General features: G+C 44.0%; 11 protein-coding genes and 1 other RNA gene. 2 read left to right on the top strand and 10 right to left on the bottom strand.

The genetic code is table 11. The features are described 5' to 3' along the window. Positions 1 to 27 precede the first annotated feature (27 nt). Entirely contained in the window at positions 28 to 867 is an 840-nt protein-coding gene (locus G628_RS15955; protein ID WP_196803680.1) for a gluconate 5-dehydrogenase, read from the bottom strand. 14 nt (positions 868 to 881) lie between these two features. Next, on the bottom strand, positions 882 to 1,745 hold the full coding sequence (kduI, locus tag G628_RS0100290) for a 5-dehydro-4-deoxy-D-glucuronate isomerase (RefSeq protein WP_027208181.1): 864 nt from the start codon (positions 1,743 to 1,745) through the stop codon (positions 882 to 884). A 221-nt stretch (positions 1,746 to 1,966) separates the two neighbouring features. On the opposite strand from kduI, the gene rnpB reads away from it, so the two are divergent. Further along, positions 1,967 to 2,315: RNase P RNA component class A (rnpB, locus tag G628_RS17910), an RNA gene on the top strand. Positions 2,316 to 2,364: 49 nt separating this feature from the next. On the opposite strand, the gene G628_RS0100280 is transcribed toward rnpB, so the two are convergent. From G628_RS0100280 to G628_RS0100270, 3 genes are read right to left on the bottom strand one after another with little or no spacing between them, the layout of a single operon-like run. Beyond that, complete coding sequence (locus G628_RS0100280; RefSeq protein ID WP_155833739.1) at positions 2,365 to 3,309, bottom strand: hypothetical protein; 945 nt, start codon at positions 3,307 to 3,309, stop codon at positions 2,365 to 2,367. Then, entirely contained in the window at positions 3,302 to 3,784 is a 483-nt protein-coding gene (locus G628_RS0100275; RefSeq protein WP_027208179.1) for an RNA polymerase sigma factor, read from the bottom strand. Before G628_RS0100275 ends, G628_RS0100280 begins: the two co-directional genes overlap by 8 nt. 60 nt (positions 3,785 to 3,844) lie before the next feature. Next, complete coding sequence (locus G628_RS0100270) at positions 3,845 to 5,458, bottom strand: vWA domain-containing protein (RefSeq protein ID WP_027208178.1); 1,614 nt, start codon at positions 5,456 to 5,458, stop codon at positions 3,845 to 3,847. Between the two features lie 200 nt (positions 5,459 to 5,658). On the opposite strand from G628_RS0100270, the gene G628_RS0100265 reads away from it, so the two are divergent. Next, a complete protein-coding gene (locus tag G628_RS0100265) occupies positions 5,659 to 6,243 on the top strand; it encodes a S1 family peptidase (RefSeq protein ID WP_207637980.1) in 585 nt (194 codons plus the stop codon). Between the two features lie 42 nt (positions 6,244 to 6,285). On the opposite strand, the gene G628_RS0100260 is transcribed toward G628_RS0100265, so the two are convergent. The 5 genes from G628_RS0100260 to dnaG all read right to left on the bottom strand — a co-directional run bounded on the left by G628_RS0100260 (position 6,286) and on the right by dnaG (position 13,358). Then, the gene (locus G628_RS0100260; RefSeq protein ID WP_034500474.1) at positions 6,286 to 7,335 is read right to left on the bottom strand and encodes an NAD-dependent epimerase/dehydratase family protein; all 1,050 of its coding nucleotides are present in this window, start codon (positions 7,333 to 7,335) and stop codon (positions 6,286 to 6,288) included. A 5-nt stretch (positions 7,336 to 7,340) separates the two neighbouring features. Next, the gene (locus G628_RS0100255) at positions 7,341 to 8,996 is read right to left on the bottom strand and encodes a nucleoside kinase (protein ID WP_026655316.1); all 1,656 of its coding nucleotides are present in this window, start codon (positions 8,994 to 8,996) and stop codon (positions 7,341 to 7,343) included. Then, the gene (locus G628_RS17790) at positions 8,987 to 9,826 is read right to left on the bottom strand and encodes a class I SAM-dependent methyltransferase (protein WP_051198917.1); all 840 of its coding nucleotides are present in this window, start codon (positions 9,824 to 9,826) and stop codon (positions 8,987 to 8,989) included. The genes G628_RS0100255 and G628_RS17790 overlap by 10 nt, the downstream gene beginning before the upstream one ends. After that, entirely contained in the window at positions 9,826 to 11,175 is a 1,350-nt protein-coding gene (rpoD, locus tag G628_RS0100245; RefSeq protein ID WP_081670527.1) for an RNA polymerase sigma factor RpoD, read from the bottom strand. The genes G628_RS17790 and rpoD overlap by 1 nt, the downstream gene beginning before the upstream one ends. A 404-nt stretch (positions 11,176 to 11,579) precedes the next feature. Then, positions 11,580 to 13,358 carry a DNA primase gene (gene dnaG, locus G628_RS0100240; protein WP_027208175.1) on the bottom strand — a complete coding sequence of 593 codons (1,779 nt, stop codon included), beginning with the start codon at positions 13,356 to 13,358 and terminating at the stop codon, positions 11,580 to 11,582. Positions 13,359 to 13,367 lie beyond the last annotated feature (9 nt).

Raw genomic sequence — 13,367 nt, 5'->3', positions numbered from 1 at the left:
ACTAATGGATCTAAACAAAAGATGTTATCAATCCACATCTTGCATCTTACTCGGATCCAGATTGCCGGGATCCTGTCCGATATAAGCCGTAATTCCTCCGTCGATATAGATTACCTGGCCATTAATGAAATCAGATGCAGGCGAAGCGAGGAACACTGCAAGTCCCATAAGATCTTCTGTCTTGCCCCATCTCTGAGCCGGTGTCTTGGAACGAATGAATCTGTCAAAAGGATGCATCGATCCGTCAGGCTGTTTCTCTCTGAGCGGAGCTGTCTGAGGAGTTGCAATATATCCGGGGCCTATGGCATTACACTGGATATTGTACTGGCCGTATTCGGAACAGATATTTCTGGTGAGCATCTTAAGTCCGCCCTTTGCTGCTGCATAAGCAGATACTGTCTCACGTCCGAATTCAGACATCATTGAACAGGCATTTATAATCTTTCCGCTTCCCTTTTTAATCATAGCAGGAAGCACTGCCTTGGAACAGATAAAAGGACCTGTAAGGTCAACATCTATAACCTGATTCCACTGTTCAACGGTCATATCGATCATGGGGATTCTCTTGATGATGCCGGCGTTATTTACAAGAATGTCGATTGTTCCGACATTTTTTTCAACCTGTGCAACGAAATCCTTTACCTGATCTTCCTTCGTAACATCACAAACCGCACCGAATGCATCGATGCCGAATTTTCTATATTCTTCCAATCCCTTGTCAACAAGTTCACGGTTTATATCATTAAATACCACCTTAGCTCCGCTCTGTGCAAAAGCTACGGCATAAGCAAGGCCAAGTCCGTATGAAGCGCCTGTGACCCATGCCACCTTGCCTTCAAGTGAAAAATTCTTCAAAAATTCCTGCATATCTATACCTCCAATTATCTAAGCTCTGCCATATCACAATCATCCATATCGTCGAAATCCTGATTTTCTCCGACCATACCCCAAATGAATGTGTACGCCTGTGTTCCGCATCCCGAATGAATAGACCAACTGGGACTTATTACTGCCTGCTCGTTTCTCATTACAATGTGCCTCGTCTCCCTAGGCTCTCCCATAAAGTGCATAATGAGCGCATCCTCGGGGATGTCAAAGTAAAGATAAACTTCCATTCTCCTATCGTGAGTGTGGCACGGCATCGTGTTCCAAACACTGCCGGGCTTGAGCTCCGTCATACCCATCTCAAGCTGACATGACTCAACCTGACCGGGGAGAATGTATTTGTTGATAACTCTGTGATTAGACTGTTCAAGGCTTCCCAGTTCCTTCTTGTTCTCATCTTTAATAATGACAACATCATCCGAAGGTGTTCCCTCTCTCTTAATGAGGACTGTGGGATAAGTCTTATGTGCAGGCGCGCTGTTGATATAGAATTTGGCAGGCTTGGAAGCCTCTTTACTTGCAAAAGATATATCTCTTGCTCCCATTCCGATATACATGCCCTGTTTGTAATCAACATCATACTTCTTGCCGTCAATGACGATCATACCGGCTCCGCCAATATTGATAACGCCCATTTCCCTTCGCTGCAAAAAATATTCAGCTCTCAGCTCATCTCCTGCCGTAAGATGTAATTCCTCCTTAACAGGAACAGCCGATCCGGTAATAATCCTATCAATCTGACTATATACAAGTTTGATCTCATCCGGCTTAAAAAGGTCATCAATAAGGAATTCTTCCCTAAGCCTTGAAGTATCGTAGTTCTTCTCATCTCTGGGAGAACATGCAGTTCTAAGTTCCATAGCATCTCCATTCCACTGCCGATTGCAGTATCAAAATAATTTTCTGGTTATAGCTATGATACTTGAAAATATTTTCCGTGTCTGCTCGTTTTTATATAAAAAACTTGCAAATCTTGACCTGATGTAAGCACTTTCATGCTTAACTAATTTTATCATATGGCTTTAAGTTTGGTATTGCAAAAGTTGTTGTAAAAAATTGATTTTATGGTATTATATAGGACTGAGTAGGATAGATGATCGCTGCCATGCAAACGAAAGGGCATGGGAGAGGAAAGTCCGGGCTTCACAGGGCAGGATGCCAGATAACGTCTGGCGGAGGCAACTCCCGAGACAGTGCAACAGAAAGAAACCGCCAAGCTCTGCTTGGTAAGGGTGGAAAGGCAGTGTAAGAGACTACCGTGCCGGTGGTAACACCGGTAGCCATGTAAACCTCATCCGAAGCAAGACCGAAAAGAAAGCCATGAGCCGGCCCGGTTCGCTTTCAGGTGGGTCGCTTGAGGCTGTCGGCGACGACAGTCCTAGATAGATGATCATCCACGACATAACCCGGCTTACAGTCCTACTCTTAAAGAGAAAAGAAATAGCAATCTTCTTGGAAGATTGCTATTTTTATTTAAAACTATTTGGTTTTCACACCTTCATCAAACAACCCACCAAGCTGCTCTTCCTCGATGTAATCCGAAGGCAGAACCGAGGAATTCCCCTTAAGTTCATCCATTGTATATGTCTTTTCAAAAAGCACTTTCTTATCGGGACTGTTCCTATCAATCACAACAAAACTTACATCATCCGTATCATTTTTCAAAGAATATCCAATGATTATGCCATAAGTCTCATTTATTCCCATTGTTTTTCCCGTCATATTCTCGCCGGAATAAATCTGTTGCAACTTCTCATTTCCCTGATAGCACTCGGTATAACATGACAGTTCGGCATCTTTTTCCGATGCATTCTTTACCTGCGCAATATGGAACACAGAAAGCTTTTTATCAGCCGAATATTCTTTAACAAGAGTCACTTTCTCCTCGTACTCAAATCTCGCACCACTCTGAATAGCAGCATCATCTTTGACTTCCGCTTCTCCTGCTGCCTTAACAGCACTGTCAGCACTTGCATCACCCTCAATCGCTTCTGCCGCATCCACAGGCTCCTCGCTTGCAGCTGCTTCTTCCGTTACCGTGGGTGCGGGCTTAGGTTTATAGCTGTCTTCACTCATTACGGCGGTACTGCTGCTGTGGCTGGGATCGCCGATAATGCTTTTTACAACAATTCCACTTAGGATAAAAACAAGCGCAGCGGCCACATAAGTCGCCCATCTTCCGCGCAGTGAATCTCCAAAGTTACGGATTTTCTTCTCGTTATCTGCCTCATCTATGGAAATTACCTTTTCGATATCGTTGCTACCGCCGCCGTTACTTCCAATTCCGTTTTCGCTACTGCGGTCTCTTTTTTCTCCGCCAAATACATCCGTTCCGTCAAGCTCGAGCTCGATATTTCGAAGGATTCGGCTTTTCATATCTTCAGTAACGACTATATTCTGCATTAACTCATTGTATTTACTCAAAGTCATATCCCTCCTTCAAAATTTCTTTTAACTTCTCTCGCGCCCGCTTCAGGTCCGACCTGACGGTAGATTCTTTTTTATTCAATATTCCCGCAATATCAGCGGTTTGATACCCCTCCTGATAGTACAGATGAATAACTTCAGCGTACTTCTCAGGAAGGGTTTTTACAGCTTCCCAGACAAAAGACAATTCCTCTTTTTCCTCGGAAACCAGCTCTTCCATCAGCTCATCGGTCTCCCGGACTTTATTGTATTTTACTTTGTTCTTGCTAAGATTTATGGCAACCCGCAGCAGCCATGCCTTCTCATGCTCCTCGTCATTGTACTCAGAGTCGGATTTAAGATACTGTATAAGCGTATCCTGCAAAATATCTTCCGCATCCTCCATATTGTGAAGGTATGAATACGCCGTCCTAAGTATGGCATTACCGTATTTTTCCAAAAGAGTTGCCGCCCTATCCCTGCTTTTTCCCATGCTATCACCCGATATCGAAACCAAGTAAAAGAATTAGCGGTAACATGATAATTATATCATTTACAGCGCTCTCTTAGCCACCATCCTTACAAGCTGAATGAACTCATCCTTGTACTCGTCTTTGTTATTTATCTCTGCATAAGTATCGATAACGTGATCATAGCTTGCATCGCCCTTATAATCGCTGTCAGAAAGAATAAGTGAAAACTCCGCAACGATCTGCGCAAACTTCATGTTATCGGTTGCAGCCTTAACATCCGCATCTGATACGGCGTAGCTTGAAAGCTTTGACTCAGAGCCTTCGGGTTCCTTGTATCTTACGTTTACGGTAGCATACTCATTGCCATAGTCCTTTTTATCGCCTTCCTGATACTTTAAGTCAATCGCTTTCGCACTGTCCGCGGTAGTGATCTCATATAGTGCGATAACGCTGTGACCTGCGCCTACCTCTCCGCCGTCCTTCTTATCATCGTTAAAATCTGCGGCGTCAAGCTGTCTGTTTTCATATCCGATAAGCCTGTAGCTGTTTACCTTTGCGGGGTTAAACTCAACCTGAATCTTTGCATCTTTTGCAACGGTAACCATAGTTGAGCTCATCTCTTCAACAAGAACCTTCTTTGCTTCCATCATTGAATCGATATATGAATAGTTTCCGTTTCCGCAATCAGCTAGTCTCTGCATACTCGCATCCTTAAAGTTGCCTGTACCAAAGCCAAGTACCGACAAAAATACACCTGTATCTTTTTTCTCTTTTATAAAATTCTCAAGTTCATCAGGATCCGATATTCCAACGTTGAGATCACCGTCAGTTGCCATAATAACTCTGTTTACGCCGCCTTCAACAAAGTTATCGGCCGCAATCCGGTAAGCTCTCTCCATTCCGCTCTGTCCGTTGGTGCATCCGTTTGCGCTGAGACTGTTAATGGCTCTCTTTATCTTATCCTTGTTCTTAAGCTCCTCACCCTCAAGGACTACTTTTTCTTCGCCCGAATATGTAACGACAGATACCGTGCCCTCGCCCGTGTAATTGTCGACAAACTCATTCATGCTCTTTTTAAGAAGCGGAAGCTTGTCATCAGAGCGCATGGAACCCGATACATCGATCAGGAAAACAAGATTACTCTTGGGAAGCTTTTCTGTATTTATATCTCCCGTTTTTAACCCCACGAACATCATCTTGTGGTCTTTGTTCCAAGGGCAATCCGAGATCTCTGTTGTTATGCCGAATGCATCGCCGTTCTTCGGTGCATTAAGGTCATATGAAAAATAATTCAAAAACTCCTCGGGTCTTACCGCATCCGCAGGAATGTTGCCTTTTCCGTATCCGTCTTCGATCATTCTTCTTACATTTGCATAAGATGCCGTGTCAACGTCCATCGCAAATGTCGAGAGCGGATTGGTACTAACCAGCGTTGCGCCGTTCTCATCGGGCTTTTCGTATGTCTCATTATTCTCGATCGGATACTCCACAAATCCCGTGTCATCACAAGTTTCGCACATTCCCTCGACGGGCTCCGCCGAATTAAGATCGTATCCGCTTGACTTATCGGAATACGACGGGTTCTCCGCATCTGCCGCAGGTGCACTGTTTGCTCCGCCGCATCCTACAAGTAAGCTTGTTGCAAGCGCCATGCTCACAATTCCATTAATACCTCTTTTAAATGTCTTTTTCATAATTTTCCCTCCGTGCAGCTTTTTTGTTATAATAATTTGGCTGCTTTACTTTATACACAACGAAGGAACGGAAAATGTTGCAAGAAAAATTAAAAAATAAAAAAATTTTTTTTATACCGATCGCGGTTCTTGTAATTATCGTTGCAATCCCGCTTCTCATCCGGATTTTTCACGATGATAACAAGCCGATAAAGCGTTATATGACAAAAGAGATCCCGGTAAAAAACGCAGACATAAATGCCGCATACGACACTGTTCTCCCCTCGTCGGTCCGCATTGAATCGGGCGACTACATGGGAAGCGGTAACATCTGGGAGATCACGGGTAAAAAGATAAAGATACTGACCGCATCACACGTTGCCGACATAGAAAACTGCAACCTCACTTTCTTCGACGGCGTAACATGCGAAGGCACGGTAACTTTCAGAGATGATGTAAAAGACATCGCTCTCATCGAAGTTGATAACTCACTAGTAAAAAACGCAAAGAAAAAAGACTCACCTTCTTATCAAAGCGTGCGTCCTTCCAAGAATCTTCCCGATTGTGAAGAAAAAATATTCATAATAGATACGCTTACAAATTCGGCATCACAGGGAATCGTCGACACTCCCTCGGTATTTAATCCGTTGATCGGTCACGATGTCATCTACTGCATGTGCGAAGTTGAGGAAGGAATGTCCGGAAGCGGATTATTCGACGCCACCGGACACTACCACGGAATTCTCCTACAGAAATCCGACGGTTCGTGCATATGCCTTCCTGTCAGCGATATTGATATTCCATAAAATTAAAGCTCCGCATCTTCGCGGAGCTTCTTTATATAGTCATCACAAGAACTTCAGTGTTCTCTCTATTCCCTCTTCAAGTCCGAAATAAGCTTTCCACCCAAGACTCTCAAGCTTTGTTGCATCAAGAACCGAATTTTTCATCGGATTAAAGCTCTTTTTCTCCTCTTCCGAAGGTATCTCAAACACTACCTTAACGCCACTTTTCTCAGCAAGGCACTCGGCCACGTCTTTTATGGAGACGATCGAGTCTTTGTTTGAGATATTGTATGCTTCGCCGCATTCTCCTTTTACCAAGACACTTAAAAGAGCCGAGGCACAGTCAAGCATGTAGCAGTACGATCTTAGCTGCTCGCCCTTGCTCTTCATAACAATATTTCTTCCCGAAGCCGCATCAAGCGTAAATGCCGCAGACGCCCTGCTGTCGGTCTTAGAAATCGTAGGCCCGTAAATGTACCCGGGTCTTACTATAACGGCATCGACATCATACTCGTCTATGTAGCTTGCACACAGACTCTCAGCCGCTCTCTTCCCCGATGGATAACACGATCTGGAACTTAAGATATCAACATATCCGTACTCATCCTCAGCGATCTCGCCATCCACCGCATAAGAAAAGCGCTCTCTGTTTCCGTAAACTTCACTGGAAGAAACAAATAAAAGCCTGCTACCCTTATTATCGGCCGCCAGATCAAGAAGTGCCTTAAGTCCTATGATATTGGACAAAAGAGTCTCCACAGGCTCTTTCAAAAACCTTCTGTTGTCAGCGTTACTTGCACCGTGAATAATGTAGTCCGCCTTAACATCAAGCTTAGCTACGCTGTTTGCATCATACTTCACAAACTTATAATCGCTGTCATCAAGCGCGCCTTTAAATCTGTCGCTGCATCTTTGCTCACTTCTTCCTGCAATCGTAAGCTCTATGCCTGCGTTCTTTTCCCTGTTTAAAAGAGAAATAATGTCAACCACGGGTGAACAGAGCATCCCTGTTGCGCCCGTGATAAGTATTTTCTTGTTATACAGTTTGTCTATTTCGGGAATGCTGCCGGCTACAAGCCTCACATCATCCCAATATTCCTTACAATATTTCATTATCGTCAAACCTTAAAGCAGCTTCCGCCGACAAACTCTCTGCATATTGAGTTTCTCGGAAGCATTGAGCTGTCTACACTTACAAAGTAATCAAGGAACTTAAGAAGTCTCTTTGCCTCATAGTACTCAGGCTCTCCCTTTTCTATGGAGAAAAGAAGCGGCTCTGCGTAAGGCTTGATTACCGCAAGTTCATATATCTGCGCCGAGTTAAACATTTCGTCCGCTTCCTCCTGGAACGGGAAAATATTCTCCTCTTCACCTGCACGAACAGACGCCCACATGCTGATAGTCTTCTTTGCCGAAGCGCCCCTTGTCCTTGCATCTCTGACAATTCGTCTGAGCAGCCTTCCGTCCGTTGTGGGAATTCTGTTGTGTGAATCGATGCTGAGTGTTGTGAGCGCACTGATATAAATCTTAAACTTGGACTCTGCGGGAAGTGCATAAGACATCTTCTCGTTAAGGCCGTGAATACCCTCGATAACAAGAATGTCGTTCTCTCCAAGTTTAAGGAAATTGCCATTCATTTCTCTTTTACCCGTAATGAAATTAAACTCGGGAAGTTCTATTTCTTCTCCGCGCAAAAGAGCTGACATATCCGCATTAAACTTCTCTATATCCATGGCTCCCAGACACTCAAAGTTGTAGCTTCCGTCCTCGTTAAGCGGCGTAAATTCTCTGTTTACAAAATAATCGTCAAGGCTTATGGGATGCGGATTAAGTCCGTAAGTTCTAAGCTGGATTGAGAGTCTGTTTGCAAAACTCGTCTTTCCGGATGAACTCGGGCCTGCGATCATAACAAACTTTACATCCTTGCGCTCCTGGATTCGCTGCGCAATCTCACCTATTCTTCTCTCCTGAAGAGATTCCTGAATAAGTATCATCTCGTTGATCCTGCCCTCGCAAACACGGTTATTAAGGTCACCGACATTGTCGATTCCCATCATTCTTCCCCAGTCGCTTGCAAGCTTCATGGTATTAAAAAGCTTCTCTCTGGGCTCCGACATGATAAGCTTATCCGGACACATCCGTGAAGGAAGTGTCAGCATAATGCCGTCATCGCGCCTTGATATCTTATAATTCTCAATATATGAAGTGTTGGGGAGCATATAACCATAAAAATAGTCATAGAAATCCTCAAGCTTATATATATTGATCTCTGAACTTCTTCTGTATTTAAGTAAAGCGACCTTATCCGCCATGCCCATCTTCTTAAAAAGTTCGATGGCATCGTCGATCGGATAAACGCTCTTTGTTATCGGAATCTTCTGATCGATGAGCTCCTGAAATCTGTCGGATATCTTTTTTACAAGCTCATCTGTAACTTCGGTCTTACCATGAAGTGTGCAGTAATAGCTGTTAGAAATAAGGAATTCAATCTTTGCGGCAGAAGCCTCATCCTTGCCCGCAACGTCCCTTATCGCCTTCACAAACATCATAACTGCGGTTCTTCTCATGGTCTTGTGACCTATATTATCTCCGTAAGTAAGGAAAGAAACCTCTCCGTCCTTTTTTACTTCCTTCATCAGTTCTCTTATCTTACCGTTAAAAAGAACTGCCGCGATCCTGTACTTGCACTCAGACTGATACTCTTTAGCTATATCTTCAAACTTAGTGCCTTTTTTGTACTCTTTAGCAACATTGTTGATAGTTATTATAGGCATACGCGTTCCTCCTGCATAACCTTCAAAACGGTATCTATATCGGAAAGTTCGGTAGTTATCTCCTGTATCCTGCCGGAGTGCTCCTTCTCATCGAGGTTCTTCAATATGGATTCACACACTTTTTTGCCGTGTAAAAGATATTTCTCCAATGTTTTATCCCTGTTAAGAATGTTGCACTCTCCGTATCTGTTGCATATCCTAAGAAGCTGCTCATTATCTGCATTTTCGGCCACTTTTTTAATAAGCGAGATAGCACTTTCAAAACTGCCGCCCGGATTATCGTGTGAGGCTGAAGTTTCTGTAATAACAAGCGAAACCTTCATAGGAAAATAAAACTTCCCATCCTCTTCGATAACTCTCTCATCCGTTATAACAAATCCACTATCCCTAAGGAACTGCCTAAAGTCTGCTATATCTGACTGCGGCTGCAAAACAGCCGTCTTTATCCCAAGCTCCTTAGGATTTCCCTCTTCGAGGATCTTGCGCATGAGATTTCCTCCCATTCCGGCAATAACAAGGGCATCGGCTTCGCCCGGCTTAAGTTCTTTTACCCCGTCGGAAAGACGCGTCCTTATGCTGTCTGAAAGTCCGTATTCATCGATATTATCCTTAGCACCGGAAAGCGGGCCGCTTCTTACATCCATGGCAATGCACTCTTTTGCAATGCCATGTGTAACAAGGTATATAGATACATATCCGTGATCGCATCCGACATCTGCCACTTTGAGCTTTTCGGGACATCGAAGAAGCTCCGCTATCTCCTTCAAGCGGACAGACATCTTGAGCGCCACGTCATTATTTGTGTCATTTATAGTTTTAGTCATATTCATTAATCAAGGTAATCCTTGAGCTTGCGGCTGCGGCTCGGATGGCGAAGCTTTCTGAGTGCCTTTGCCTCAATCTGTCTGATACGCTCACGGGTTACGTTAAATTCTTTTCCTACTTCTTCAAGAGTTCTTGCTCTTCCGTCATCAAGACCGAAACGGAGTCTAAGAACCTTCTGCTCACGCTCTGTAAGAGTTCCGAGAACTTCAACAAGCTGTTCCTTCAAAAGTGTGAATGCAGCTGCATCCGCAGGTACGGGAACGTTGTCGTCCTGAATGAAATCACCAAGATGGCTGTCTTCCTCTTCACCGATAGGTGTCTCGAGTGATACAGGCTCCTGTGAGATCTTAAGGATTTCTCTGACTCTCTCAACAGGCATGTTCATCTCTTTTGCCACTTCCTCAGGAATAGGCTCACGTCCGAGTTCCTGAAGGAGCTGACGGCTTACGCGGATGAGCTTGTTGATAGTCTCAACCATGTGTACAGGGATACGGATAGTTCTTGCCTGATCGGCGATAGCTCTTGTGATAGCCTGTCTGATCCACCATGTAGCATATGTTGAGAACTTGAATCCCTTACGGAAATCAAACTTCTCTACCGCTTTGATAAGTCCGAGGTTACCCTCCTGAATAAGGTCAAGGAAAAGCATTCCTCTTCCGACATATCTCTTCGCGATACTTACAACAAGACGAAGGTTTGCTTCAGCAAGGCGCTTCTTAGCCTCATTTCCCTTGTAGATAGCCATCTCGATCTCATCAAGTTTGGCCTTTGAAAGCTTTGTTCCGCTCTCCTTGCTCTCTGCAAGTTCCTTCTCAGCTTCAAGTCCTGCTTCCATCTCTTTTGCAAGATTGATCTCCTGATCTGCCGTAAGAAGCGGAACCTTACCGATTTCCTTAAGGTACATTCTTACAGGATCTTCAATACTGATTCCGTCGGGAACAGAAAGATCGATATTTTCCATATCAACCTCGTCCTCTTCGGAGAGCATCATATCATCATCGTCGGGAATATCATCATCGTCGCTTTCAGATACTCTAAGGACATCTATGCCCGAGTTTTCAAGAACTTCAAGGACATTGTCCATCTGTTCCTCATTTAAACTGAGCTCAGCAAAAAAGTCGTTGATCTCATTATACTCAAGAACATTTTTCTTCTTCTTTGCAAGAGCGAGGATTTCTTTTATCTTCTGTGTAAAGAGCTCTCTTGTAGCATCGTCGAGAACTTCCGACTTTCCGCCCTTTTCTTCTTCAGCCTTCTTTCCGGCCTTCTTCTTTGTTTCTTTTGTTGCATCAGCAGATTCTTTCTTGGGAGTCTTCTTTGTTGCCTTCTTTGGCGCTTCCTTCTCTTCTTCCATAGTTTCTGCTGCCTTCTTAGCAGAGGTATCCTCCTTCTTTACGGTTGCCTTTGCTGAGAGCTTCTTGGTTGTTATCTTTGTCACTTTCTTCTCTTCCTTCTTTTCTGTTTCTTTTTTTGATGTTACTTTTTTAGCCGTTTCTTTCTTAGCTGTCTCTTTTTTAGTTGTTTCTTTCTTTGTTGCTTCTTTTTTGGATGTTTCCTTTTTGGGTGTTTCTTTTTTAGCTGTTCCCTTTTTTGCCGTTTCCTTCTTATCTGCCTCTTTCTTACCGGAAAGTTTCTCGGCAACTTTCTTTACAAGTGTCTTCTTTGTCTCTTTTTCCGTAGTACCAGTAACTTTTTTTGCCATATGATTCTTCCTTTTCTGTTTTATAGTATTTCCGAATCAGTGCATATTACCTGTAGTTAATCGTCGGGCGAGATATCGGCATGTGCCAGCTTCTCAAGATTCTTTTTGCCCTGTATGGTCTTGGTCAAAAACTCGGGATCGTCAGGCTTAAGTTCTCTCTTCTGTCGTTCGTATCCTGCGGATTTAACTCCGTAGATGATATCTCTAAACGCTTTTTTCCTTTGATCCTTTGTTTCAATCTCAACCAGATTTGTATTGAACATCTCAGCAACTTTGCTGTGTTGCTCCTCATCCGTAAATCTATCCAAAATGGCTGCCGGCGAAAAATTACCGTGCTCCATTCCCTCAAAGAGCTCATTAGCAACATTTCTGTAAAGCTCATCGGTAAAGTCAGCGGGAACTATCCACTTCTTTACCTTGGGGAAAATAGCCGGCTCATCCGTAAGCCATGTAAGAAGAAGTCTTTGGTTCTTCCGGGCTCCATCCTCGGGAAGGTTCTTTTTCTGTATACCACTCTTTGGCTTCTCGGCAGGTCTTACGAGTCCGCCCTGTGAAGCGTAATGAGCAACAAGTCTTCTTAAGTCGTCAACGGCTATATTGTACTTAGCCGCAACCGCCTCTATATAATTCTCTCTTTCGAGAGCTTCTTCAAACTCACACAATTTCTTGGCAAGAGCTCTGTGGAACTCAGTCTTTGATTCAGGGTCTGACATATCGTATCTCGACTGCATTACTCTTACTTCGAAAAAGAATGTGTTTTCCGCGTTTCGTATTCGCTCTTCAAAAGCTTCTTTTCCCTCATTCTTAATAAATTCATCGGGATCTTTGTGTGGCCGAAGGTCAAGCACTTTACCCTTAAGCCCCGCTTCTCTCAGAATCCCTATTCCGCGAAGCGCAGCTTTGGTTCCTGCTTCGTCACTGTCATAAGACAAAATGACTTCATCGGTGTAGCGCTTAAGTATCATTGCCTGTCCCGTCGTAAAAGCAGTTCCGAGCGAAGCTACGGCCATATTAAATCCCGCCTGGTGCATAGCTATGACATCCATGTAACCCTCGCAGATTATCATGTAGCCTGCCCTGGCGTTCTTGGCATAGTTAAGCCCAAACAGATTTCTGCTCTTATCAAATATAAGTGTTTCAGGGGAATTTAGATATTTGGGCTTTCCATCGCCCATAACACGCCCGCCGAATCCTATAACCTTCTGCGATGCGTCCTGAATCGGGAACATTACTCTGTTCCAGAACTTATCATGAGTTCCCATTCTTTCATCATGGGAAGCAAGTCCTGCATCAATTATCTGGCTGTCGTTATACCCAAGACTCTTTAAGTGTTTCACAAGGTCGTTGCTTGAGATATTGGCATAGCCAAGTCCAAAGTGCTGCATGGTCTCATCCGTAAGCTGCCTGTTTTTAAAGTACTCCATGCCCTTTTGGCCGCTCTTTCCCCGAAGCTGATAATAATAGTACTTGGCAGCTTCCTTATTGATATCAAGAAGAATCTGCCGCTTGTCGCGCATAGCCTTTGCTCCGGGTGAATTGTCTTCATCAGGCAGTTTCACACCGGCTCTCTCGGCAAGCTGTTTTATCGCTTCCTGGAAAGTTAAATTGTCATATTTCATCAAAAAAGTGATGACATTCCCGCCTGCTCCGCATCCAAAGCAGTAATACATCTGTTTATTCGGCGACACGGAGAACGAGCCTGATTTCTCGTTGTGGAACGGGCAAAGTCCGAAATAGTTGGCGCCTTTCTTTTGCAAATGGACATACTGTCCTATCACGTCCACAATGTCACTGCGGGAGCGCACCTCTTCTATTATTTCATCTGAGTAGCGCAATTTGGGTCT

The organism is Butyrivibrio hungatei NK4A153 (genome assembly GCF_000424465.1).
Classification (GTDB): Bacteria; Bacillota; Clostridia; order Lachnospirales; family Lachnospiraceae; genus Butyrivibrio; species Butyrivibrio hungatei_A.
Note: the sequence above shows the minus strand (reverse complement) of the source record. Positions and strands in the feature narration are given on the sequence as shown.